Source organism: Xanthomonas sp. F1 (assembly GCF_014199855.1).
Genome location: NZ_JACHOK010000010.1, coordinates 117,213 through 140,498, shown reverse-complemented (window position 1 = coordinate 140,498; position 23,286 = coordinate 117,213). Strand labels below are relative to the sequence as shown.

Genomic DNA, 23,286 nt, shown 5'->3' with positions numbered 1-23,286 from the left:
TGAAAAAGCGCCACTCCATCCGGAGTGGCGCGATCGGCGCACGCCGTCCCAGGTGTCGTAGGAGCGGCTTCAGCCGCGACCGGTTGCCTGTGAGGCGTCGCGGCTGAAGCCGCTCCTACGACAGCCAGCAGCATCGCAGCGGGCTGGCACACGCGCAGCCCACCATTCCCGATCTCCCCATCCCCAATGCCGAATCCCGGCTACTTCGTCTGCGTCCCCGCCACCGGCTCCACGCCCAGGCTCGAGGTCGGGCTGACGATCATCACCGTCTCGGTGGAGCCGTCCGGCCAGACGATCTGGAAGGTGCTGCCCGGGGCCAGGGTGGAGAACGGCATGCCGCTGTTGGCGCGATAGATCGCCGCCACCTGCGCGGCGCCGGCACGGCGCACGTCAGGCGCCGAATGCGCCGTGGTCAGTTCGACCTTGGAAAGGCCGCGGTAGCGCTGTTCGGCGGTGTCGATCAGCAGCAGGCCCGCCGCCGCCGCCGAGTAGGCGACGAAGGCCAGGACCCAGAACCAGAATTTGGCGCCATGCAGCCATCGCCGGTAATTCATGAGCCTGCTCCCGTGGTGTCCACCAGTCGGTTGACCATGTCGTTCATCGTGTCCGTGCCTTGCCGCGGGACCGCGGCGTCGTAAACAAAACTGCTGAAATCCTGAGTGGGGTCGCGCGAGCAGATCCCGCCGTTGGCGCAGTAGCGGGTCATCAACTCGCTGTCCGGGCCGCAATCCAATCCCAGCCTGCAGGCGGCCAGCTGCCAGGCCAATTCGGAAAACTGGGTGCCGGCCACGCCGCCGTCCATGCCGTCGTCGCCGCTGGCGGCCAGGCCCATCGCCGGCGCCAGCGCCACGTAGGCGTCGGGATCGCCCGAGGCGCGCACCCGTGCGACCAGATCGCGCTTGTACTCGGCGCCGGCATGCAACGGCTGGCCCAGCGCCAGCAGCGCCGCTTCGGCGGCCAGGTTGCCGCCGCGCGCGGCCTGCACGCGCTGGGCGACGATGGCCTGGCGGGTCAGGCCATCGCCCGGCACGAAACCGGCGCAACGGCGGCCGACGCGGGCACGCGCCTGCACCATCTGCGCCGAGGTCGGCAGGCGCGCGTCGGCGATCGCGCGGGTGTCGGCGCCGTAGCCGACCGGGTCCATCGCATAGCCGGCGCAGTAATCGTAGATGCGGCTGAGCCGCCAGGACGCCTCGGGGTCGCCGTGCGCGGCGGCGATCGACAGTTGCTGCGCGGCGCGGTAGAGATCGGCGCCCCGTTCGCCCTCGCCCTCCCCACGCAGGCGCGACGGCGCAGACGGTGGCACTGGCGTGGTAACGGGCACGGCGGACGCACGGGAGGCGCCGGCCGCGACCGCGGTCACCGGGGTGGACATCGCCGGTGTCGCCGGCAGCGACAGCGCGCGATAGGCGACCACGCCCAGCAACAGCGCAGCGGGCGCCAGCAACAGCCAGGTTGGACGGGACACGACGGGCATGCGCGAGAGAGCCGGGCAACGGGCAGAAGCGCAGCCGGACCCCCTGTCGCCCGGCGCTGCGAGCCGGCAGTCTACCCCAGGCTGCGGCCATGGCATGCGCCAAATGGCGCCGCGGCAAGGACGCGCGGACCAGCGGCACGGACGAACGGCACGGCGCGCCGGCACAGGCGGCCTCCAGCGCGAGGTCCGCCGCCCGTCTAAGATGCGCGCTTCCCTTCATTACCCCACCGACCGATGCCGTTCCTCGAACTGACCCTGCGCTGCACCGACGCCACCCAGCCCCGCTACGAGACCGCGCTGGAGGACGTCGGCGCGCTGGCGGTGACCCTGCTCGATGCCGACGCCGACACCAGCAACGAACGCGCGATTCTGGAACCGGGCGTGGGCGAGACGCCGCTGTGGGGCACGCTGGTGCTCACCGCGCTGTTCCCCGAGGAGCAGGACGCGCTGGTGCTGCTGGCCGCACTGGAGGCGTTCGACCCCGGGCTGGACTGGACCCAGGCCACCTTCCGCAAGGTCGACGACCAGGATTGGGAGCGGGCCTGGCTGGACCAGTTCCAGCCGATGCGCTTCGGCGCGCGCACCTTCATCGTGCCGTGGAACCACGACCTGCCGGAGGAGGCCAGCGGCGCCGACGCCGCCGTGGTGCGCCTGGACCCGGGCCTGGCGTTCGGTTCCGGCACCCACCCGACCACCGCGCTGTGCCTGCGCTGGCTGGACGCACTGGCCACCGACGGCGCCCTGGCGCAGGCGCGCGTGCTCGATTTCGGCTGTGGCTCGGGGATCCTGGCGCTGGCCGCGCTGAAGCTGGGCGCCGCCGCCGCGGTGGGCGTGGACAACGACCCGCAGGCGCTGCTGGCCAGCCACGACAACGCCGAGCGCAACGCGGTCGGCGAGCGCCTGTCGGTGTACCTGCCCGCCGACGAACCGGCCGCCACCTATCCGGTGGTGGTGGCCAACATCCTCGCCTCGGCGCTGGACGCGCTGGCGCCGACCCTGGCCGCGCGCGTGGCGCCGGGCGGGCGCATCGCCCTGTCCGGCATCCTGCACGGCCAGGAACAGGAACTGCTGCAGCGTTACGCGCCGTGGTTCACGCAACTGCGCACCGAGCAGGACGGCGACTGGATGCGCATCGACGGCGTGCGCCGCGACTGAACCGGCAGCGCGCCCGCGCCCGGCACCACCAGCGCGCGGCAGTCCAGGCCGCGACTGGTCCGCGCCGCGCGGACCGGCCAGCGATCCGAAGACAGTATCGCTAACATTCGGCCGCCGGTCAGCGCAGCGAACCAACCGCCAGCGCCGGCGCGGCTATATCTCGCCTCCCCTGCGGAGGTGCGTGTGAACAGCAAGCTGTACGAACGGGTGCGCGAAGCGCGCAAGCTCACCGGCCTCACCCAGGAGGCCCTGGCGCTGGACCTGGGCGTGACCCGCAGCGCGGTGGCGCAGTGGGAAATGGCCGAAGGCACGGCGCCAGCCGTGGAGCACCTGATCGCCCTGGCCCGCCGCAGCGGGCTGAGTTTCGAGTATCTGGCCACCGGCCGCGGCGAGCGCGTGTTCGGCGAACCGATGACGGCCGATGCCGCCGCCATCGGCGAACTGCCCAGCCAGTACCAGTTCACCGACCAGCAACTGCGCCTGCTGGAGCGCTTCGAAAGCCTGAGCCCGCGCCAGCGCGCCGGGCTGCTCGACCTGCTCGATACCCGCAGGTCGCGCTGAGTCCACCGCGGCGGATCGCTTGAGCTGGGAATCGGGAATCGGGAATCGGGAATCGGGAATCGAATCAAGGATCTCTGCCAGGTCCGGTTCTGCGCCCTGCTCGCGCGGTGGCCGCTGCGGCGCGCCTGTCTGACGTCTGGAAGGCCGCAGCCGTCTGCCGTGCGCTGCAGATCCAGCCGGCGCATGCTTGAATACGGCTCTCGCCGTCGTTGTCCGCGCGCATGCCCGATCGCACTCCGCCCCGCCCCAGCCTCGCCACCTTGTTGCGTCGGCCCGATCCGGCCGCCTCGCCGGGCGAGACGCCGGTCGCGCCGGCGGCGGGCGATGACGCGTTGGCAGCAGCAGCGCCGCTGACCGACACAGCAGCGCCCCCCGTAGCGCCCGTAGCGCCCGTAGCGCCGAGCGTCTCGGCTGCGTCTGCGAACGTGAAGCCGATCGAGACCGAGGCCACCACCGACGCTGAAGCGCCCCACGCCACGCCTGACACGGAAGATCTGGAGGCGCTGCCGCCAGCGCCCGCACCGGCGATGGACCCGGCACCAGCACCGGCCGCGACACCCGCTACCGCCGCCGCCACACCGAGCTTCCTGCACGGCCCACGCACGCGCCGCCCGGTGCTGCGCGCCGCGCCATGGCAATGGATCGCGCTGGCCGGGCTGGGCTTGCTGCTGGCGCTGCAGATCCTCATCGCCGATCGCCAGCGCCTGGGCGCCGACCCGCGCTGGCGGCCTTGGGTGGCCGGGGTCTGCCAGGTGCTGCGCTGCAGCGTGCCGGCCTGGCGCGAGCCGGCCGCCTTCACCATGCTCAGCCGCGAGGTGCGGCCGCTGCCCGGCCATGCCGGCACCCTGCAGGTGCAGGCGACGTTCCGCAATGACGCGCGCTGGGCGCAGGCCTGGCCGCTGTTGCAACTGTCGCTGGCCGACGCCGATGGCCGCACCATCGGCAGCCGCGTGCTGCGCCCGCAGGAGTACCTGGGCCGCGCGCGTCCGGACAGCGCCACACTTGCGCCGGGACAGAGCGCACAGATCGCGTTCCAGGTGCGCGAACCGGCCGCCGAGACTGCGGCATTCAGTTTCGACTTCCACTGAGAACGCTGCGTTCGGGCACTGCGCCATGGCAGCGGCGCAGGCCACGCGCTAGACTCGTCCCCCCGCGCCGGCCCTCCTGCCGTCCTGCGCCGCTGTCATCCGGGGATCCGTCGAACTTGAACGCCGCCACCACTCGTCCTGACTCCAGTCGCGGCGCGCCGAAGCCGCCGCTGCGCGAACACGTGGCGCAATCGGTCCGCCGCTACTTGCGCGACCTCGACGGCTGCGACGCCGACGACGTGTACGAGATCGTGCTGCGCGAGATGGAGATCCCGTTGTTCGTGGAAGTGCTCAACCATTGCGAAGGCAACCAGAGCCGCGCCGCCGCGCTGCTGGGCATCCACCGCGCCACCCTGCGCAAGAAGCTCAAGGAATACGGGCTGGCTTGAGTGAGGCCGGGATTGGGGATTCGTGATTCGGGATGGCCAGCCTGCGGCTGTTGAAAAGCCGGAAATTGGGAATCGCAAATCCAGCGTGCTGTCCCGCATGAGTTGACTCAAGCGATTCCGACACACAGCTTGTAGCGCCTGTGCATCGCTCTCGTAGGAGCGGCTTCAGCCGCGACGCCTGAACCCAAATCGCCTCATAGGGGCGAAGTCGGTCGAAATACGCTGCGCAAAAGCACGGTGCTCCGAACGCCACGCCTCGCCCTTGTGGGAGGGACTTCAGCCCCGACGCGATACTGGCTGAAGCGCCAGGGCTGCAGCCCTGCTGCAACGAATGCGACATCACACCCTCGCGGCAAAGTGCGATCGCATCGCCCAACCTCCATCGCCGGCCAGACGAACGGCGATGGCGATGGCGATGGCGATGGCGATGGTATGTAAAAAAAATTCTTGCCCTCTTGCTGCGCGATCAGCCCCGACACGCTATCGGGAAGGCATCGCGGCTGAAGACGCTCCTACGCCCGCAGATGCGCAACACGCGCAGCGCGCGACGCACCCACGAATCCCCAATCCCACCATCCCCACTCCCAGCCCCACTCACACCCATCCATAACGGATCAGGTGGAAGAACACCGGCGCCGCAAAACACACCGAGTCCAAGCGATCGAGCACGCCGCCGTGGCCTTCGATCATGTGGCCCCAGTCCTTGATGCCGCGGTCGCGCTTGATCGCCGACATCACCAGGCCGCCGAAGAAGCCCATCAGATTCGCCACCAGCGCCAGCGCGAACGCCTGCAGCGGCGAGAAAGGAGTGATCCACCACAGCGCCGCGCCCAGCAGACTGGCCGAAAGGATGCCGCCGACGAAACCTTCCACGGTCTTGGACGGCGACAGCTTCGGCGCGATCAGGTGCCGCCCAAGCAGCTTGCCCCACACGTACTGCAGCACGTCCGAGGACTGCACCACGATCACCAGGAACGCGAACAGCAGCAGGTTGCGGTCCTCGTAGCCGGGAATGCGCAGGTTCAGCAGCGCCGGCACGTGCGAGATGCAGAACACGCTGATCATCAGTCCCCACTGCACCTTGGCGGTACGCTCCAGGTAGCGCGTGGTGTCGCCGCCGATGGTCGCCAGGATCGGCAGCACCAGGAACGCGTAGACCGGGATCAGCAGCGTATACAGGCCGTACCAGTCGCTCCACACCAGCCAGTACTGCCACGGCAGCACCACGTAGAACGCGGCCAACAGCGCGTAGTAGTCGCCGCGCCGGGTCGGCGTGAGGGTGATGAACTCGCGCAGCGCGAACAGCGACACCAGCGCGAACAGCACGATCACGCCCAGCCGGCCGAAGGCGAACGCCAGCGCCACCACGCCGGCCATCACCCACCACGCGCGAATCCGCGCCACCAGGTTGTCCAGCACCGCGCTGGGCCGTCCGCGTGCGCGCCAGCGCAAGGTCTCGGCGATCAGCGTGGCCACCACCAGCACCGTGGCGATGCCCAGGAACAGCCACACCGTCTGTTGCCGCAGCGAGGATTGCTGCAGGTGTTCGCTCAATGCGATCGGATTCATCGGGCCGCCTCCGCCTGCTCCGGCGCCAAGGCCAGCAAGGCCGCGCGCGCGCGATCGAGGAAGGCCTGCTTGTCCTCGCCGGCGCCCAGCCGCAGCGGTTCGCCGAAGGTGGTGGTGCACAGCAGCGGCAGCGGCAACCACATGCCCTTGGGCATCACCCGCTTGAGGTTGTCGATCCACACCGGCACGAACTCCAGTTCCGGGCGCTGCCGTGCCAGGTGGTAGAGGCCGCTCTTGAACGGCAGCAGCCCATCCTCGGTGTTGCGCGTGCCTTCCGGAAACAGGATCAGCGAATCGCCGCCGTCGACCGCCTCGCACAGGCAGTCGATCGGATCGCGCGTACGCTGCTGGGGGTCGCGCTCGATCAGCACGCCATTGAACACCGCGTGGATCAGGTAGCGGCGCAGCGCGTCGCGCTGCCAGTAGTCGGCCGCTGCCACCGGCCGCACCTCGCGCCGCAGCGATGCCGGCAGCGACGACCAGATCAGCACGAAATCGCCGTGGCTGGCGTGGTTGCCGTAATACACCCGGCGCTCGCTGGACGGCATGCAGCCGCGCCACAGCGCACGCGCGCCGGTGAGCAGACGGATCGCGGCGCTGCAGCCGCGGGCGATCAGGCGGGCGATCATGTCCACTCCAGTTCGCGCACGATGGCGCGCACGCGCATCACGATGGTCAGGGCGGCGGCGGCGATCAGCAGCGCCAGCGCCACGGCAAGCAGCATGCGGGCCAGGGCGATGTGCTGGAGCAGCAGCGCGGCCGCGGCCAGGAGCGCGGCCAGCGACAACCAATGCATGCGCTGCACGCGCGCCATCGGCCCCTGCAGCGGTTCGCGCACCGCACACGCCAGGCCGAGCATGCGCACATAGGCAGTGCCCACGCACAGCAGGGCGGCGGCCCAGCCCAGTTCCGCGCCGATGCCCAGCACCGGCTGCAGGCCATAGCCCACGCCCAGGCACACCGCCACATCCGACAACCGGTCCGGCGCCTCGTTGTATACCGCGCCGGCACGGCCGATCAGCTGTGCCTGATGCGCCAACAGCCCGTCCAGGCGGTTGCACAGCAGCCGCGCCTGCAGCGCCAGCGCCGCCAGCACCAGCAGCGCGGCGGCATTGAGCGGCGGCTCGCGCCAGGCCAGAGCGAACATCGACGCGGCCAGCACCGCGCACGCCAGTCCGCTCCAGGACACGCCGTTGGGCGTGGCCCCGCGCGCGCGCAACGCCAGCGCCAGCCGCGCACGCCACTGCGCCCGCCGCGCCTGCCAGGTCGAACCGGCCATCAGTCGCCGCCTCCACACCCGCCGCAGCCACCGCCGCCGCAACTGCTGCCACCACCGTCGCTGCTGCCACCGCCGCCACCGCAACTGTTGGTCGAAGCGCTACCGCCACCACCGTTGGGCAGCGGCGAACGCAGGGCGTGGTAGTCGGCCCAGGGCGTGGTCATCAGCACGCTGGTGCCGGCCAGAGCCAGCGGCAGCGCCAGATGCGAACCGGGCGTCAGCGAGGGCGCGGCGACGCCGTCGCGCCAGGCCGCCTCGCGCTCGGCCAGCAGCGCGTCGCCGGCGACGCTGCGCCGTGGCGGCGTGAGCAGGAAGCCGAGCGCAACGACCGTGACCACCACCATCGCGGCCACCAGAAAGCCGATCGGGCGGTGCAACTGCAGGCCGATGCGCAACTTCATCAAGCCCAGGGACCACAGCGCCAGCAACGGCGCGGCGCCGAACAGGCGTGCGCACAGCGCCTGTCCATGGCCCAGCCACAGGCCCTTGTCGACCAGTGCCCGGCGCAGTGGCGCGGCGTCGCGCTGCAACGCGGCCAGCGCCGGCTGAAGGTGCGGATGCGCGCGCACGATCGCCAGCGCGCGCTGCAGCGCCGGCGGCACCGCAACCGTGGTGTGCTGCAGCCGCGCCTGGCGACGTACGTGCGGCTCGGCCTGCAGGCGCACCGCGCCGGCCGCCAGCAGCAGGGCCAGTTGTTGGTCGGCAACGCGCTCGCCGCCGCCGGCCAGATAGGCCAGTTCGGTAGCGTCCAGTGGCGTATCGAGCGCCGCGCGGCGCAGTCCGCGCGCGGCCAGGCGCAGGCGCGCGCCCAGGCTCCAGGCCAGGCCGATGCCGGCCAGGAACAGCAGCAGGAACGGCGGCCCGGGCCAGTGCAGCGGCGCAAGTGGACCGTGGCGCTGCCATAGCATCGCGAACAGCAGCGCCATGCCCAGCATCCAGCCCCACAGGGCGATGCCGCCGCGCGTGGGCGCGGTGCGGCGCGTGCGTGCCTGGCACATTGCCGGCGCGGGTGGCCGCGTACCGGCCGGCGCCGGCCAACACGCCGCCGGCGGTTCGCCAAAGTAGTGCCGGTAGTGCGCTAGGGTGGCGCGGTACTGCGCCTGGAAGCGCGTGGCGTCGGCCGGGTCGCCGCGCCCGGGATGGTGGTGCAGCGTGCGGCGCAGGACCTGCGGACAGAACCGCTGCCAGTATTCACGGGTGTCGGTGAGGTGCGCATGCCAGGCCTGGTCGACCAGCGGACTCGGCGTGATCTCCTCGCCGGCGACGCAGGCCAGGAAGCAGAAGCGCCGGTATTCCTCGACCAGTTGCGCGGCCAGCGCCAGCGAGACGCCGGCCTCCTCGGCGACGCGGCGCTCGAACGCCGGCAGCGCCGCCTCGCCTTCGCCGAAGCCATCGGCCTGCAGACGCTGCCACAGCGCCGCGTGATCGGGATCGACCGCGGTCGGCAACAACGGCGTGGATGCTCGCATCATTGCACTACCAGCCAGCCGGTTGGCGCCGTGCACAGGGCAAGCACCAAGGCCAGCACCTGCAGGGCGAAACACAGCAGTTGCCGCCGCAGCAAGCGCCGCATGCCCTGCCAGCGCGCCAGCCAGTCGCGCGGCGGCGGCAGCGTGCACAGCAGGCCCAGGCGCTGCAGGGCCGCGTCCAGGTCGGCACCGGCGCGCTGCAGGTCCGGCTCGGCCAGCACCGCCTCAAGTAGCGCCACGTCCAGACCGACCCGCGCCGCCCAGTAGCGCTGCAACAGGCCGGCCAACGCGGCGACGCCGCAGCAGGACACAGCGAGTGCGGCACCGGTGCCGGCATACCACGCCGCCAGCAGCACGGTCACCGCGAGCAACAGCAGCGACAACCGGTCCAGCGGCGCCGCCTGACGCAGCACCGCGGCCATCGTGCGCAGTTCCAGTGGCGTGCTCACGCCGGCAACTCCTGGGTCTGCAGCGGCGCCGGCAGCGTGGCGCAGGCGGCAGCGATGGCGGCACGCTGCGCCGGTCCCAGCACGATCCGTGGCGCGCGGGTCCGCAAAAGCGCCAGTGCGTCGTCCACACTGGCGGCGCGACCACTGCGCAGCAGCCAGGTGGCGACCGCGGCGGCGCTCCGCGAATAGCCCAGCGCACAACAGGCCAGCACCGGGCCGTGCACGCGCGCCGTCTCGATCGCGTCGGCGGCGGCGCGCAAGGCCATGGCCGGCGGCGCCACCAGGTCCAGCATCGGCACCACGCGATCGTGCGCCTGCGCCGGACGCAACGACAGCTCCGCACTGACATCGACCAGCGCGGCGAAGCGCGTGCGTTCGCCGCGGCCGGGCATGCGCCCGAGCCAGACGCCGTCGGCGATCGCGCGCGGCGCCGGGTCGCGCCAGGTCCACGCGCGCGAGTTGAGCCAGGCGGCAGCCAGGTACGGCGCGTACAGCCAGCGCGCGGCCAGGCTCAGGCGGCCGTCGGCGCGCTTCTGCAGGCCGAGTGGGCCGAGCAGCGCGTAGCTGAGCGCGACCAGCAGCAGCGACAGCGCCGGCCACAGCAGCCACCAGCCGGCGCCGCCGAGCGCGCGTGCGGCGGCCACGCAGGCCGCGCTGCCGAGCAGGTACAGCGCGGCCAGGCGCCAGCGCTGCAGATCGCGCGCCGGTGCCGCCGCCCGCCACGGCGCGGCGATGCGCTCCGGCCACAGCCACACGCACAGCCAGCCGGCGGCCAGGCCGGTGGGCACGTCGAGGAAGTGATGCTGGTAGGTGGTCAGCACAGACAGCCCGATCAGCGCGAACCAACCGTGCAGGGCCCACCGCGCCAACCCGTGCAGGTGCTGCGCGTAGCGCACCCACAGCACCACCAGCAGCACGATGTGCAGCGACGGCGCCTGGTTGAACGGCTTGTCGAAGCCGAGCAGCACAGCGAACAGCCAGCCGAACACGCCCTCGGTCGGTGGCCGCTCGAAACTAAAGCGCAGCGGCCACAGCAAGAAGCAACTCACCGCCAGCACCTGCGCAGTGAGCAGGCGCCGCGCATGCGTGTCCAGTTCGGCACGCGTGCGGCAGACGAAGAACGAGATCACGTAGAACAGGTCGATCGACCAGTACGGGACGATGGTCCACGGCCAGAACGGGATCTGGGTTTCCCAGGCGAACGGCAGCGACGGCACGTCGGCGCGACGCGCGGCCAGCGTGTTGGCCAGGCCGTAGCTGAGGAAGAAGAACGGCCCCAGCAGCGCCAGCCAGGCCAGCGCACGCCGCCACGGCCGCGCGGCCGCAACGCTCATGGCGCGATCCGCTGCGCCAGCGACACGGTGAAGATGCCCCAGTCGTCGATGCGCTGCTCCAGCTTGCGGAAGCCGGCCGCGTGCACCAGTTCGTCCATCTCCTGCTGGGTGCGCCGGCGCATCACCCAGGCCGCGCCGCCGCGGTGGCTGGTCAGCGCGCGGGCGATGAACTCCAGCTGCGGATGCCAGGGCTGGCCGGTGTAGGCCAGGTAGCCGCCCGGCTCCACCGCCGCGGCCACGCCCTGCAGCGAGCGCAGCACCTGGTCGTTGTCCGGGAACAGTTCGTACAGGCCCGACACCACCGCCAGCGTCGGCCGCGGCTGCAACGCCGCCAGCGCGTCGCGGTCGAAGGCGTCGCCCTGCTCGAAGCGGGCGATGTCGGTGGCGCCGAGCGTGGCGATCAGCGCGCGGCCCTGCGCTACGTTCAAGGGACTGAAATCGCGCAGCAGGATCGCGTCGGCGCGCTGGCTGCCGCCGGCCAGCGCTTCCAGCACGTAGCGGCCGTGGCCGGCGGCGATGTCCAGCACGCGCACCGGCAGGCCGGCGGCGCGCAGCCGCTGCATCGCCAGGCCCAGCAGCTCATGCAGATGCTGGCGACGCACGCGGATGCCGCGCCAGCCGATCGCATCCAGGTAGTTGCGATCGATCATCCGCCCCAGCGGGCCGCGCCCGGCGGCCTGGTCGCGGTAGATGTAGTCCAGCGTGCTGCCGGAATCGAAGCCGGTCTGCAGGCCCAGGGCGATGCCCTCGGACAGCCGCCCGCCCAGGCGCAGGCCGGCGCGCACGCCGCGCCAGCGCAGGTCCTGCAGGCTGTAGCGCTCCGGCGGCCAGGCCAGGCGCTCGGCTTCCTCGAAGGTCGGGCCATGCCGGTGCGCCTGCAACAGGCTGGGCAGCGCAGGCGCGGCGGCGAAGCGCTCGCGCACGAAGCGACGGAGTTGCGCCAGCGCCGGCGCGCGGTCGCGCTCGCCCAGGGTGTCGTGGAAGAAACCGGGCAGCAGGTGGCGCTCCTTCACCGGCGAGGACAGGCGCTCGTAGAAGCGGTCCTGCGGGCCGCGGTGCACCACGAAATCGCTGCCGGACACCAGCAACTGCACCGGCACGGTGATCGCCTGCGCATCGCCGACCACGCGGTCGGCCGCCGCGTACAGGCCCAGCAGCACCCGCACCGAGATCGGCCGGGTGATCAGCGGATCGCTGCGGTAGCTCTCCACCCGCGCCGGGTCGTGGGTCAGCCACTGCGGCTTGACGTAGCTGTTGACGAAGAAGTTGCCGCGCAACTTCTGCAGCAAGGCCAGCCCGGGCCGCGCGAACGGCACGTACAGCTTGACCTTGAACGCCGGCGAGGCCAGCACCAGCGCGCGCAGCGGCGGCGCATAGTCGTGCACCCAGGTGCTGGCGATCACCGCGCCCACGCTCTGCGCGATCACCACGATGTCCTGCACGGCGATGCCGTGGACCTCGCCGATATGCGCGACGAAGTGGTCGAGGTCGCGCACCAGCGCCGGGAAGCCGGGGGCATCGCCACGTGCGCCGGGCGAGCGGCCGTTGCCGCGCGCATCCCAGGCGAACAGCGCGCAGTCGTCCAGGCCCAGTTCCTCGGCCAGGTGCATGACCCGCCCGGAATGCTCGTGGCCGCGGTGCAGCAGCACGATTGCCCTGGGCGGCGCCACCGGCGCGGTGGCCGGCCAATGCCGGTAGAACAGCCGTGTGCCGTCGAAACTGGCGAATTCGCTTTCGTTGACCTGCCGCATCCGTTGCCGATGTCCTGTCTGTGGTGAATCCATGTATCCCGCGGCCCGCAATGGCCGCACCCGCTCAGTCGCGCGCGTCCGCCTCGCGCAATCCGGCCGCGACGCGGCGCACCGTCGTCGACACGCACAGGAACGCCACCACCCCAGCGAAGCCATTGACGGCCGGCGCACCGGGCAACCCGCACGCCAGCAACACCCCCAGCACGCCGACGCAGAAGGCGCGATCGCTCTTGCCCATCGGCCCATCGTAACGGCGGCTGGCGCCGACCATCAGCCCCAGCACCCCGGCATACTCGGTCAGCGCCGCGGTCAGCACCATCAACCACACCCAGCCGCCCATCACGCCCGGCACGCTCAGCAGGCTCAGGTACAGCGCCGCATCGGCCACCACGTCGCACAGTTCGTTGAGGTAGGCGCCCAGCCGCGACTGCTGGCCGAACTCGCGCGCCAGCATGCCGTCCACCGCGTTCAAGGCCATCCGCAGCAGCATCCACAGCGGCAGCAGCGCGTACCACAGCGGCTGCACCGCGCCTTGCGCGTAGACCACCGCGGCGACCATCAGCGACAGCAGCGCCGCAGCCGCCGTCACCTGGTTGGCGGTGACGCCGAGCCGGTACAGCACGCGCACGCCGGGCCGCAGCAGGTCCTGGAAACGTCCTTTGAGGGCATAGATCGACACGCGCGTGGTCCTGACGGCGAGGGCGGGGCGGCGACAGCCTAATGCATCGCAGCGGCGGCGCGCGCGATGGCGCGCGTGCAACCGCTGGTAGCGGGGGCGGGATTCGAACCTGCGACCATCGGCTATGTGCTCGACGCGCTGCCAGACTGCTCCCCTCGCCCCGCACCGCCGCTCCGCCCATGCAGGCGCCGCGCGCGAAGCAACTCGGCCTGCGTGCCGTCGATGCGTCGAAGGCTGTCGCGCAGCACGGCCTGCAGCGCGCCACCGCACCTGCGCACCGGCCACCGCCGCCTCGGCGCGATCGCCGGGAATACGCTCGCCATGCACGATCCGCCTGCCGGGCCCGCGCGTCGGCCGGGCGTCGGCGGGCCTCAGCGCCTACAATGGCGGCCCGTTCCGCTGCCCCCGCCCTGCCCCATGCCCTCCGATTTCCTGCCCGTGCGCCGGGCGCTGCTGTCCGTTTCCGACAAGACCGGCCTGATCGACCTGGCCCGCGCGCTGGCCGCGCGCAACGTCGAACTGCTGTCCACCGGCGGCACCGCCAAGGCGCTGCGCGAGGCCGGGCTGGCGGTGAAGGACGTGTCCGAACTGACCGGCTTCCCGGAGATGATGGACGGCCGGGTCAAGACCCTGCACCCGCTGGTGCACGGCGGCCTGCTCGGCCGCGCCGGCACCGACGATGCGGTGATGGCCGAACACGGCATCGCCGCGATCGACCTGCTGGTGCTCAACCTGTATCCGTTCGAGGCGGTCACCGCCAAGGCCGACTGCACGCTCGCCGACGCGGTGGAGAACATCGACATCGGCGGCCCGGCGATGCTGCGCTCGGCGGCCAAGAACTTCGCCCGCGTGGCCGTGGCCACCGACCCGGCGCAGTACGCCGAACTGCTGGCCGAGCTGGAGGCCAACGACGGCCGGCTGTCGGCGGTCAAGCGCTTCGCCCTGGCCGTGGCCGCGTTCAACCGCGTCGCACAGTACGACGCGGCGATCAGCAACTACCTGTCCGCGGTCACCGCCAGCGACGCCGCGGTGCCGGCGCGCAGCCCGTTCCCGGCGCAGATGAATTCCAGCTTCGTCAAGGTGATGGAACTGCGCTACGGCGAGAACCCGCACCAGCAGGCCGCATTCTACCGCGACCTCCACCCCACGCCCGGCACCCTGGCCACCTTCACCCAGTTGCAGGGCAAGGAGCTGTCCTACAACAACATCGCCGACAGCGATGCGGCCTGGGAATGCGTGCGCCAGTTCGACGCGCCGGCCTGCGTCATCGTCAAGCACGCCAACCCGTGCGGCGTGGCGGTCGGCGCCGGCTGCGGCGACGCCTACGAACTGGCCTACGCCACCGACCCGACCAGCGCCTTCGGCGGCATCATCGCCTTCAACCGGCGCCTGGATGCGGCCACCGCACAGGCGATCCTGGACCGCCAGTTCGTCGAGGTGCTGATCGCCCCCGACTACGACGACGCCGCACTCGCGTACGCCAAGAAGAAGGCCAACGTGCGCGTGCTGCGCATCCCTGCCGGCGACGGCGCCTACGGCATCGACAGCAAGCGGGTCGGCTCCGGCATCCTGCTGCAGACCAGCGACGCCCACGTGGTGCCGCGCGATGCGCTGAAGGTGGTGACCCGGCTGGCGCCGAGCGAGGCGCAGTTCGCCGACCTGCTGTTCGCGTGGAAGGTGGCCAAGTACGTCAAGTCCAACGCCATCGTCTACGCCAAGGACCACCGCACCATCGGCGTCGGCGCCGGGCAGATGAGCCGGGTGTACTCGGCGCGCATCGCCGGCATCAAGGCCACCGACGCCGGCCTGACCGTAGAAGGCTCGGTGATGGCCTCCGATGCGTTCTTCCCGTTCCGCGACGGCATCGACGCCGCCGCCGCGGCCGGCATCAAGGCAGTGATCCAGCCCGGCGGTTCGATGCGCGACGCCGAGGTCATCGCCGCGGCCGACGAGCACGGCATCGCCATGGTGTTCACCGGCGTGCGCCACTTCCGCCACTGAGGTCTGCAGCGATGCACATGTCCGCTGTCGCACCGCGTCCGTTCGCCGTGCTGGCCCTGGTCGGCGCCGTCGTGCTGGGCGGCTGCAAGCAGGCGGCGCCCACATCGGCCGCAGCGCCTGCGGCCGCGCCCGCCAGCGCCGCCGCGTCAGCCCACGTCAGCCGCACCGCGCGCCTGCTCGCGTTCGTGCAGCAACGCTACGGCAGCGCCGCCACGCTCGCCGGGCACTGGCCGGGGCAGTGGACCCAGGACGGCGATAGCCATGCAGTGGACTGGCAGGTCTGCGCCGAACAGCCGGTGGTCATCGGCAACGGCTGGCAGCAGTTGCTGGCGGTGTGCGGCGCGTTGCGCGATGCCGGCCATCCGGAGCCGGGCACCATCGACTTCTACGTGCTGCGTCCCGAGGCCCAGGGCTTCGCCGTGGCCGCCGAGCGCACCGGTGGCACCTACGGCAGCAACGGCCAGCCAGGCGAGGTCGGCATCATCCGCGCCGGCAGCGATTTCTACGGGTTCCGCGTGGAGGACGGCTGGTTCGGCCAGGGCTACGCGCTGCAGTCGCAGACCCTGATCCTGCCGGGTCCCAAGGGCCTGGTGGACGCCGGCAGCGTGCGCAGCCACATCGACAACGGCGCCGCCGCCGACTGCGATGCCGCCGATGCGGCCGCGGACTGCAAGGCCGGCCAGTTCGCGATCGACTTCGCCCTGCGCTTCGACGACCGCGACCACGCCGCCCGCGTGTGGCCGCTGCTGATCGAGGAAACCGGCACGGACTGCGGCCAGCGCCCGGTGCAGCGCACCCACCGCTTCGTGCTGGACGCGAAGACCTGGACCTACCCTTTCCCCGAGGCGCTGCAGCGCGAAGGCTGCACGTGAGGCGCGCGCGTCGTCTCGATCGACGCCACCAGCCTTGCGATTGGCGGGGAGCGCTTCAACGGCGCTTCCTGTACGCAGGATTTTTACAATGCTCGCCCGTTGATCGCTCCTGAGAGATGTTTAGCTTGGGTAGTCAGACCTCCGCGGGAATTGGCCATGGCAGGAAATCGCAAACTTCGCTGTACCGACCGTCGCGGCAATCTCACAGAGACCACCGAAAGCCTGCGCAAGCTCGAAATCTGGCTAGGCTTCCTCTTCAAGTTGGCGCTTCTCCTCTTTCTTGGAATGGACAATTCAACACCATGAAACTGCTAGTCATCGGCTCCGGCGGCCGCGAACACGCCCTGGCCTGGAAGCTGGCCCAGTCCCCCCGTGTCGACGAAGTGCTGGTGGCGCCCGGCAATGCCGGCACCGCCGGCGAGGCCAAGTGCCGCAACGTGCCGGTCAAGGTGTACGACCTCGACGCGCTGTTGGCGCTGGCCCAGGACGAAGGCGTGGCGCTGACCGTGGTCGGCCCGGAAGTGCCGCTGGTGCTGGGCGTGGTCGACCGTTTCCGCGCCGCCGGGCTGCGCATCTTCGGCCCCAGCGCCGCCGCCGCGCAGCTGGAAGGCAGCAAGGCCTACGCCAAGGATTTCCTGCAGCGCCATGGCATTCCCACCGCGTTCTACGCCGTGCACACCGAGGTCGAGGCCGCGCTGGCCTATGTCCGCGACAAGGGCGCGCCGATCGTGATCAAGGCCGACGGCCTGGCCGCGGGCAAGGGCGTGATCGTGGCGATGTCGCTGGACGAGGCCGAGGCCGCGGTGCGCGACATGCTCTCCGGCAACGCCTTCGGCGACGCCGGCGCGCGCGTGGTGATCGAGGAATTCCTCGACGGCGAGGAAGCCAGCTTCATCTCCATGGTCGACGGCCACACCGCGCTGCCGATGGCCACCAGCCAGGACCACAAGCGCGTCGGCGACGGCGACACCGGCCCCAACACCGGCGGCATGGGCGCGTACTCGCCGGCCCCGGTGGTGACGCCCGAGGTGCACGCGCGGGTGATGCGCGAGGTGGTCGAGCCGACCGTGCGTGGCATGCGCGACGACGGCGTGCCGTTCACCGGCTTCCTCTACGCCGGGCTGATGATCGACGCCAGCGGCGCGCCCAAGGTGATCGAGTTCAACGTGCGCTTCGGCGACCCGGAAACGCAGCCGGTGATGCTGCGCCTGCAGTCGGACCTGCTCGACCTGCTCGAGGCCGCGTTAGACGAACGCCTGCATGGCACCGAGGCGCAGTGGGATCCGCGCCCGTCGCTGGGCGTGGTGCTGGCGGCGGCGCCGTATCCGGAGACGCCGGTCACCGGCGAAGCGATCACCGGCCTGGACGCGGTGCCGGCCAACGCCAAGGTGTTCCATGCCGGCACCACGCTGGACGCGCAGGGCCGCGTGCTCAGCGCCGGCGGCCGCGTGCTGTGTGTGGCGGCGCTGGGCGACAGCGTGGCCGAGGCGCAGCGGCATGCCTACGCCGGCGTGGAACGGATCCACTGGGCCAGCGAATTCCACCGCCACGACATCGGCTGGCGCGCGATCGCGCGCGAGCAGGGGGCGTAGCACGTCACCGCGTGCAGGAGCGGCTTCAGCCGCGACGCGTGAAGCCCAATGCCGGGCTGACACTACCCGGCGTCGGGACTGAAGTCCCTCCCACAAGGACACCGGATCCACTCCCTGTGGGAGCGGCTTCAGCCGCGACGAGCGAAGCCGAAAGCCGGCTGACACTCTCCCTCGTCGGGACTGAAGCCCTCCCACAAGGATGCCAGCCCACTCCCTGTGGGAGGGGCTTCAGCCGCGACGCGTGAAGCCAAAAGCCGACTGACACCTTCCCTCGTCGGGACTGAAGTCCCTCCCACAAAGAGCGCACGTGGTCACCATCGCCCTTGCGCTAGCCTGAAACCTCCCCGGTTCGCGCACACCCCATGGCCCTCTCCCCCGCCCTCCGCACCCGCTTCCGCGCGCTCGCCGCGCAGACCGACGGCATCGACACCGCGGTCTATGCCGCCTACGGCAAGGATCCGCTCGATCCCATCATCGGCCTGGGCCGCCGCGATGCACGCATCTGCATCCTCGGTCGCGACCCGGGCCGCAGCGAGGTGGAGCACGGCGAGCCGTTCGTCGGCAGCGGCGGCCAACTGGTGCGCAAGGCGCTGTACCGACACCTGCACGATGGGGCGGAGATGCCCGATTTCGCCGCAGGACTCGCCGCCGGCCGCGTCGCGTTCTGGCTCAACACCGTGCCGTACAAGCCGGTGGGCAACAAGGCCTGGTCGATGCCGGTGAAGCGGCGTTTCCACCCGCTGATGCGGCGTCTGCTGCTCGAGCAGTGGCGTGGCGATGACATCCTCACCCTGGGCCGCGAGGCCTTCCTGTGGTTCGGCATCGACCAGCCGCGCGAGGTGCGCACGGCACTGGACGCGTTCTGGGCGCGCGAGGACCGCTTCCAGGCGCAGACCGAGGTGGAACTGCGCAGCGAGGACGGCCGCCGCGCCCGCCGCGTGGCGCTGCATCCGCTACCGCATCCCTCGCCACTCAACCAGACCTGGTACAAGCGCTTCCCGGCACTGCTGGAGGCCCGGCTGCGGCAACTGGGCGTCTGAGCGCACTTGCCCCCCTCCGAGGGGGATCGCATACAGCGACGGTGCGTTATCGTGTCGCGGTGCCGACCCCCTCGATCGAAACCCGACTCAGCCGCCTGTGGGCCCACGAAAAGGCCAGCTACGGGCTGCGCGTGTTCATCGCGCTGGCGGTGGCGATGGGCGTGTGCTGGCACCAGCAGCAATTGGAGGCCGTGCCGGCGCTGTTCCTGGGCACCATCGCCAGCGCCATCGCCGAGACCGACGACAACTGGCTGGGCCGGATCAAGTCGGTGCTGCTGTCGCTGCTGTGCTTCGCCGCCGCCGCCGCGGCAGTGGTGTTGCTGTTCCCGTATCCATGGCCGTTCGCCGCCGGCTTGGCGCTGTCCACCTTCGCCCTGACCCTGCTCGGCGCGCTCGGCGAACGCTACGCCTCGATCGCCCAGGCCACGGTGGCGCTGGCGATCTACGCGATGATCGGCCTGGACCATGGCACCCAGAACGGCCACGTCGGCGGCAATGCCTGGCACGGCGTGGCACTCCTGTTGCTCGGCGCCAGCTGGTACGGGGTGCTGTCGGTGCTGTGGACGGTCCTGTTCGCCAACCGGCCGGTGCGCGAGCGGCTGTCGCGGCTGTACCTGGAACTGGGCCGCTACCTGCGGCTGAAGGCCGCGCTGTTCGAGCCGGTGCGGCAGAGCGACCTGCACGCACGGCGGCTGGCGCTGGCCGAGCAGAACGCGCAGGTGGTGGCCGCACTCAACGCGGCCAAGACCGCGATCATCAGCCGCTTCGGCCGCTCCGGCCGGCCCGGCGTGCAGTCGGGCCTGTATTTCCGCCTGTACTACATGGCGCAGGACTTCCACGAGCGCGCCAGTTCCTCGCACTACCCGTACGAGGCGCTGACCGACGCGTTCTTCCACAGCGACGTGCTGTACCGCTGCCAGCGCCTGCTTGCCCTGCAGGGCAAGGCCTGCGCGGCGCTGGGCGAGGCGATCCGGCTGCGCCAGCCGTTCGACTACGGCGAGCAGACCCAGCAGGCCACCACCGACCTGCGCGAATCGCTGGATTTCCTGCACGCCCGCGCCGATCCACGGCAGGCGCGCCTGCTCGGTTCGCTGGAACTGCTGGTCACCAACCTGCACAGCATCGAGCGGCGCCTGGCCGAGGCCGCGCAATCGGACACCACCAGCGACACCCTCGACACGCGCCTGCGCGACTCCTCGCCGCACACCCTGCGCGAGATGCTGCGGCGCCTGGGCCAGCAGCTCACGCCCGGCTCGGTGCTGTTCCGGCACGGCCTGCGCATGGCCATCGCGCTGGTGGTGGGCTACGCCATCATGCAGTCGATCCATGCCAGCAACGGTTACTGGATCCTGCTGACCACCGCCTTCGTGTGCCGCCCCAACTACGGCGCCACCCGCCTGCGCCTGGTCCAGCGCATGGCCGGCACCCTGATCGGCCTGGGCGCGGCGTGGGCGCTGATGCAGTTGTTCCCCGGCACCGAGCTGCAGTTGCTGTTCGCCCTGCTCGGCACGCTGGTGTTCTTCGTCACCCGCACCGACCGCTACATGCTCGCCACCGCGGCGATCACGGTGATGGCGCTGTTCTGCTTCAACCTGATCGGCGACGGCTTCATGCTGATCTGGCCGCGCCTGCTCGATACCCTGATCGGCTGCGCGATCGCCGCCGCCGCCTCGTTCCTGATCCTGCCGGACTGGCAGGGCCGGCGCCTCAACCAGGTGCTGGCGACGGTGCTATCCAGCAGCGCGCGCTACCTGGCGCAGGTGCTGGAGCAGTACCGCAGCGGCATGCGCGACGACCTGCCCTACCGCATCGCCCGCCGCGACATGCACAACGCCGACGCCGCGCTGTCGGTGGCGCTGTCGAACATGCTGCGCGAGCCCGGCCGCTACCGCCGCAATCTGGATGCCGGCTTCCGCTTCCTGGCGCTGTCCAACACCCTGCTCGGCTATCTGTCGGCGCTAGGCGCGCATCGCGCGGCGCTGGCCGGCGAGACCGATCCGGACATCGCCCGTGCCGGCGACTACCTGCCGCAGGCGCTCGGCGCGCTGGCCGGTGCACTGGCCGAGCGGCGTGCGCTGCCGGCCGCCGACGAAGCGACCGAAACCGCGCTGGCCGAGGCGCTGGAGCGCGAGGAGGGCATCGACGAGGCCAAGCGCCGGCTGGTGCGCAACCAGCTCGCGCTGACCCTGCGCCTGCTGCCCAAGCTGCGCGCCGCCGCGCAGGCGGTCAGCGCCGCACCGGTGCCACCCGCGCCGCCGCTTGCCGCCCCGGCCGCACGCTGATGCCCATCCAAAGCAGCGCCGCGACCGCCAGCGCCGCACCGCCGAGCGCCACCCCGCGCCAGCCGGCGTAGGCATAGGCCGCGGTACCGAGGCTGGACCCGACCGCACCGCCGATGAAGTAGCAGGTGACATAGGCCGAGGTGATGCGGTTGCGCGCGGCCGGATCCAGTTGGTAGATCACGCTCTGGTTGCCGATGTGCACGCCCTGCACCGCCACGTCCAGCAGCACCACCCCAGCGATCAGCAGCCACAGCGAGTGCGGCGCGCCGAGCAGCAACAGCCACGACAGCAGCAGCATGACCAGGCCAGCCCAGCCGACCCAGTGGCCGGCGCCACGGTCGGACAGCTTGCCGGAGAGGTTGGCGGCGAACGCGCCGGCCGCGCCGATCAGCCCGAACAGGCCGATGGTCGCGGTGCCGTAGCGGTAGTCCGGGCCGGACAGCAGGAACGCCAGCGTGGTCCAGAACATGCTGAAGCCGGCGAACAGCAACCCGCCCAGCACCGAGCGCGCGCGCAGCACCGGCTCGTCGCGCAGCAGCGCCAACACCGAACCGATCAGGTGCGGATAGGACAGATGCGGATTGCCCGGGTGCCGCGGCAGGCCGCGCCACAGCAGCCCCGAGGCCACCAGGATCAGCGCCGCGGCCACCCAGTACACGGTGTGCCAGCCGCCGATCCCGGCCAGCAGGCCGGACACCGTGCGCGCCAGCAGGATGCCCAGCAACAGGCCGCTCATCACCGTACCGATGACCCGGCCGCGCTCGTGCGGCGCGGCCAGGGTGGCGGCGAAGGGCACCAGGATCTGCGCCGCCACCGAGCTCAGGCCGGTGATCAGGGTGCCGAGCAGCAGCAGCGCGAAGCTGTGCGCCATCGCGCTGACCAGCAGGCCGACCGCGCTGAGCGCGTACAGGCCGACGATCAGGCTGCGCCGCTCGAAGCGGTCGCCCAGCGGCACCAGGAACAGCAGGCCGACCGCATAGGCCAACTGTGCGGTGGTCACCACCGCGCCGGCGCGGCGCACGTCGATGGCGAAGGTCTGAGCCAGCACCTCCAGCAGCGGCTGCGCATAGTAGTTGCTGGCCACCGCCAGGCCGGTGGCGGTGGCCATCAGCAGCACCAGGCCGCGGCGCATCGGCGGATGCGGGGTCGTTTCCATGGACGGACACCAGGTCGTGGGGAGGGGCGCAGTCTGTGACGACGGCAGCGATCTTTCAAACGCATTTTTTTCACCACTGCCATCTTGTTTTGAGATAGCGTGAGCGCGGCCGTTGCGGGTCACACCCGGGTCGCCGCTTCGGACGCGCGCCGCGTCAGCACTGCAACGCGGCCGCCGACCGCCATTGCTCCGAGGGAACCCGCACCATGTCCAACGCCATCGCCGATGCGCTGCACCAACACGGGTACGCGGTGGTCCGCGGCTTCCTGGGCGAAGGCGACATTCCCGACAGCCTGCTGCGCTTCCTGGAAGGCGCCGAGAAGTTCCACGACGGCGTGATCGGCGAGCTGCCTGCGGCGGACATGCAGCAGATCCAGGCGCGCATCGCCGCCACCGTGCCGCCCGTCGCCGCGACCATGGGCCTGGCGATCGCCGCCGACCGCTTCGGCTACTGCGCCATCCGCATCCGCGAAAGCCACGCCGCGCCGAGCCTGCGCCTGCCGTTCGACCAGCACCGCGATCCGAAGACCGCGCCGGGCGGGGCGCTCAACTGGCACCTGGACCACTTCAGCTATTTCCTGCATGGCGACCATCGCAACTACCTGATCTGCTACATGCCGGTGCTCAAGCCCGATGCTGCCCTGGCCAACGTGGCCATCGTCGCCGACGACGTGGTCGCGCGCCTGGATCCGCACTTGCATGAGCGCGTCCAGGGCCGCGGCGCGCTGCGCTTCCGCTGCGTGGAGGCCGATACGCTGGACTGGTTCCGGCTGCGCTTTCCGGGCGAGGCCCTCGCCATCGGCGACTGGTATGCGATCGAGGACCTGCACGATGCCAGCCCCGGCTGGAAGCTCGGCTTCGACCTGGAAGCGCACAAGGTGGTGCCGCAACTCGCGGTCGGCGACCTGCTGATCATGCGCGCCGACGTCATCCACCGCACCCACGACGCCGGCTGCGACCGCATCTCGGTGCGCTGCGATGCGCTGCCCGCACATGCGCCGCGACTCGACACGCTGCGCGGCCTGCTCGGCATGACCCTGCGCTACCCGTTCATGAGCCGCAAGCGCCGCTACAACATCCGCCTGTGGCTGCGCGCGCAATGGCGCAAGCGGCTGGGGCGCCCGGCATGAGGCGGGCACTGCG

At 71.2% G+C, this 23,286-nt stretch carries 21 protein-coding genes; 10 read left to right on the top strand and 11 right to left on the bottom strand.

Going from position 1 to position 23,286, the window contains the following annotated elements; translation table 11 throughout:
* Positions 1-200: 200 nt before the first annotated feature.
* Both GGR71_RS18370 and GGR71_RS18365 read right to left on the bottom strand, forming a co-directional pair.
* Complete coding sequence (locus GGR71_RS18370) at positions 201-554, bottom strand: hypothetical protein (protein WP_048489336.1); 354 nt, start codon at positions 552-554, stop codon at positions 201-203.
* On the bottom strand, positions 551-1,477 hold the full coding sequence (locus GGR71_RS18365; protein ID WP_160957967.1) for a hypothetical protein: 927 nt from the start codon (positions 1,475-1,477) through the stop codon (positions 551-553). Before GGR71_RS18365 ends, GGR71_RS18370 begins: the two co-directional genes overlap by 4 nt.
* Positions 1,478-1,711: 234 nt before the next feature.
* On the opposite strand from GGR71_RS18365, the gene prmA reads away from it, so the two are divergent.
* The 4 genes from prmA to fis all read left to right on the top strand — a co-directional run bounded on the left by prmA (position 1,712) and on the right by fis (position 4,670).
* Complete coding sequence (prmA, locus tag GGR71_RS18360) at positions 1,712-2,632, top strand: 50S ribosomal protein L11 methyltransferase (RefSeq protein WP_160957970.1); 921 nt, start codon at positions 1,712-1,714, stop codon at positions 2,630-2,632.
* Positions 2,633-2,815: 183 nt separating this feature from the next.
* Positions 2,816-3,193, top strand: a complete 378-nt coding sequence (locus GGR71_RS18355; protein ID WP_160957972.1) for a helix-turn-helix domain-containing protein — start codon at positions 2,816-2,818, stop codon at positions 3,191-3,193.
* A 425-nt stretch (positions 3,194-3,618) separates the two neighbouring features.
* Positions 3,619-4,281, top strand: a complete 663-nt coding sequence (locus GGR71_RS18350; RefSeq protein WP_343160794.1) for a DUF3426 domain-containing protein — start codon at positions 3,619-3,621, stop codon at positions 4,279-4,281.
* A gap of 116 nt (positions 4,282-4,397) precedes the next feature.
* A complete protein-coding gene (gene fis / locus GGR71_RS18345) occupies positions 4,398-4,670 on the top strand; it encodes a DNA-binding transcriptional regulator Fis (protein WP_010343856.1) in 273 nt (90 codons plus the stop codon).
* A 594-nt stretch (positions 4,671-5,264) separates the two neighbouring features.
* On the opposite strand, the gene GGR71_RS18340 is transcribed toward fis, so the two are convergent.
* From GGR71_RS18340 to GGR71_RS18305, 8 genes are all read right to left on the bottom strand, one after another.
* A complete protein-coding gene (locus tag GGR71_RS18340) occupies positions 5,265-6,239 on the bottom strand; it encodes a phosphatidate cytidylyltransferase (RefSeq protein WP_160957975.1) in 975 nt (324 codons plus the stop codon).
* Entirely contained in the window at positions 6,236-6,868 is a 633-nt protein-coding gene (locus GGR71_RS18335; protein ID WP_160957978.1) for a lysophospholipid acyltransferase family protein, read from the bottom strand. Before GGR71_RS18335 ends, GGR71_RS18340 begins: the two co-directional genes overlap by 4 nt.
* Entirely contained in the window at positions 6,865-7,518 is a 654-nt protein-coding gene (locus GGR71_RS18330; protein ID WP_160957980.1) for a CDP-alcohol phosphatidyltransferase family protein, read from the bottom strand. The genes GGR71_RS18335 and GGR71_RS18330 overlap by 4 nt, the downstream gene beginning before the upstream one ends.
* A complete protein-coding gene (locus GGR71_RS18325; RefSeq protein WP_237474263.1) occupies positions 7,518-8,987 on the bottom strand; it encodes a TIGR04222 domain-containing membrane protein in 1,470 nt (489 codons plus the stop codon). Before GGR71_RS18325 ends, GGR71_RS18330 begins: the two co-directional genes overlap by 1 nt.
* Entirely contained in the window at positions 8,987-9,436 is a 450-nt protein-coding gene (locus GGR71_RS18320; protein ID WP_160957985.1) for a hypothetical protein, read from the bottom strand. Before GGR71_RS18320 ends, GGR71_RS18325 begins: the two co-directional genes overlap by 1 nt.
* Entirely contained in the window at positions 9,433-10,770 is a 1,338-nt protein-coding gene (locus GGR71_RS18315; protein ID WP_160957988.1) for a phosphatase PAP2/dual specificity phosphatase family protein, read from the bottom strand. Before GGR71_RS18315 ends, GGR71_RS18320 begins: the two co-directional genes overlap by 4 nt.
* A complete protein-coding gene (locus tag GGR71_RS18310) occupies positions 10,767-12,521 on the bottom strand; it encodes a bifunctional alpha/beta hydrolase/class I SAM-dependent methyltransferase (protein ID WP_160957990.1) in 1,755 nt (584 codons plus the stop codon). Before GGR71_RS18310 ends, GGR71_RS18315 begins: the two co-directional genes overlap by 4 nt.
* A 64-nt stretch (positions 12,522-12,585) precedes the next feature.
* Complete coding sequence (locus GGR71_RS18305) at positions 12,586-13,200, bottom strand: CDP-alcohol phosphatidyltransferase family protein (RefSeq protein ID WP_160957993.1); 615 nt, start codon at positions 13,198-13,200, stop codon at positions 12,586-12,588.
* 417 nt (positions 13,201-13,617) lie between these two features.
* Between GGR71_RS18305 and purH the strand changes: the two genes are divergently transcribed.
* From purH to yccS, 5 genes are all read left to right on the top strand, one after another.
* Complete coding sequence (purH, locus tag GGR71_RS18300) at positions 13,618-15,201, top strand: bifunctional phosphoribosylaminoimidazolecarboxamide formyltransferase/IMP cyclohydrolase (protein ID WP_160957995.1); 1,584 nt, start codon at positions 13,618-13,620, stop codon at positions 15,199-15,201.
* A gap of 17 nt (positions 15,202-15,218) precedes the next feature.
* Positions 15,219-16,073, top strand: coding sequence for a hypothetical protein (locus tag GGR71_RS18295; RefSeq protein WP_160958377.1), 855 nt, complete (start codon positions 15,219-15,221; stop codon positions 16,071-16,073).
* Positions 16,074-16,375: 302 nt separating this feature from the next.
* Positions 16,376-17,665, top strand: a complete 1,290-nt coding sequence (purD, locus tag GGR71_RS18290) for a phosphoribosylamine--glycine ligase (RefSeq protein ID WP_160957997.1) — start codon at positions 16,376-16,378, stop codon at positions 17,663-17,665.
* A 362-nt stretch (positions 17,666-18,027) separates the two neighbouring features.
* Positions 18,028-18,705, top strand: a complete 678-nt coding sequence (locus GGR71_RS18285; RefSeq protein WP_160957999.1) for a uracil-DNA glycosylase family protein — start codon at positions 18,028-18,030, stop codon at positions 18,703-18,705.
* Between the two features lie 59 nt (positions 18,706-18,764).
* Entirely contained in the window at positions 18,765-20,987 is a 2,223-nt protein-coding gene (gene yccS, locus GGR71_RS18280) for a YccS family putative transporter (RefSeq protein ID WP_160958380.1), read from the top strand.
* Here yccS and GGR71_RS18275 read toward each other — a convergent pair.
* Positions 20,932-22,143: an MFS transporter gene (locus tag GGR71_RS18275; RefSeq protein ID WP_160958002.1), complete on the bottom strand. Its 1,212-nt coding sequence runs from the start codon at positions 22,141-22,143 to the stop codon at positions 20,932-20,934. The genes yccS and GGR71_RS18275 overlap by 56 nt on opposite strands.
* A gap of 206 nt (positions 22,144-22,349) precedes the next feature.
* On the opposite strand from GGR71_RS18275, the gene GGR71_RS18270 reads away from it, so the two are divergent.
* Complete coding sequence (locus tag GGR71_RS18270; RefSeq protein WP_160958005.1) at positions 22,350-23,273, top strand: hypothetical protein; 924 nt, start codon at positions 22,350-22,352, stop codon at positions 23,271-23,273.
* Positions 23,274-23,286: the final 13 nt, after the last annotated feature.

What these genes read in the sequence shown, in the direction of transcription:
- GGR71_RS18270 (WP_160958005.1), top strand. Translation starts at nt 22,350, where the DNA reads ATGTCCAACGCCATCGCCGATGCGCTGCACCAACACGGGTACGCGGTG.
- GGR71_RS18315 (WP_160957988.1), bottom strand. Translation starts at nt 10,770, where the DNA reads ATGAGCGTTGCGGCCGCGCGGCCGTGGCGGCGTGCGCTGGCCTGGCTG.
- GGR71_RS18370 (WP_048489336.1), bottom strand. Translation starts at nt 554, where the DNA reads ATGAATTACCGGCGATGGCTGCATGGCGCCAAATTCTGGTTCTGGGTC.
- GGR71_RS18335 (WP_160957978.1), bottom strand. Translation starts at nt 6,868, where the DNA reads ATGATCGCCCGCCTGATCGCCCGCGGCTGCAGCGCCGCGATCCGTCTG.
- purH (WP_160957995.1), top strand. Translation starts at nt 13,618, where the DNA reads ATGCCCTCCGATTTCCTGCCCGTGCGCCGGGCGCTGCTGTCCGTTTCC.
- GGR71_RS18365 (WP_160957967.1), bottom strand. Translation starts at nt 1,477, where the DNA reads ATGCCCGTCGTGTCCCGTCCAACCTGGCTGTTGCTGGCGCCCGCTGCG.
- GGR71_RS18325 (WP_237474263.1), bottom strand. Translation starts at nt 8,987, where the DNA reads ATGCGAGCATCCACGCCGTTGTTGCCGACCGCGGTCGATCCCGATCAC.
- GGR71_RS18295 (WP_160958377.1), top strand. Translation starts at nt 15,219, where the DNA reads ATGTCCGCTGTCGCACCGCGTCCGTTCGCCGTGCTGGCCCTGGTCGGC.
- GGR71_RS18285 (WP_160957999.1), top strand. Translation starts at nt 18,028, where the DNA reads ATGGCCCTCTCCCCCGCCCTCCGCACCCGCTTCCGCGCGCTCGCCGCG.
- prmA (WP_160957970.1), top strand. Translation starts at nt 1,712, where the DNA reads ATGCCGTTCCTCGAACTGACCCTGCGCTGCACCGACGCCACCCAGCCC.
- GGR71_RS18330 (WP_160957980.1), bottom strand. Translation starts at nt 7,518, where the DNA reads ATGGCCGGTTCGACCTGGCAGGCGCGGCGGGCGCAGTGGCGTGCGCGG.
- GGR71_RS18310 (WP_160957990.1), bottom strand. Translation starts at nt 12,521, where the DNA reads ATGCGGCAGGTCAACGAAAGCGAATTCGCCAGTTTCGACGGCACACGG.
- GGR71_RS18275 (WP_160958002.1), bottom strand. Translation starts at nt 22,143, where the DNA reads ATGGAAACGACCCCGCATCCGCCGATGCGCCGCGGCCTGGTGCTGCTG.
- GGR71_RS18340 (WP_160957975.1), bottom strand. Translation starts at nt 6,239, where the DNA reads ATGAATCCGATCGCATTGAGCGAACACCTGCAGCAATCCTCGCTGCGG.
- purD (WP_160957997.1), top strand. Translation starts at nt 16,376, where the DNA reads ATGAAACTGCTAGTCATCGGCTCCGGCGGCCGCGAACACGCCCTGGCC.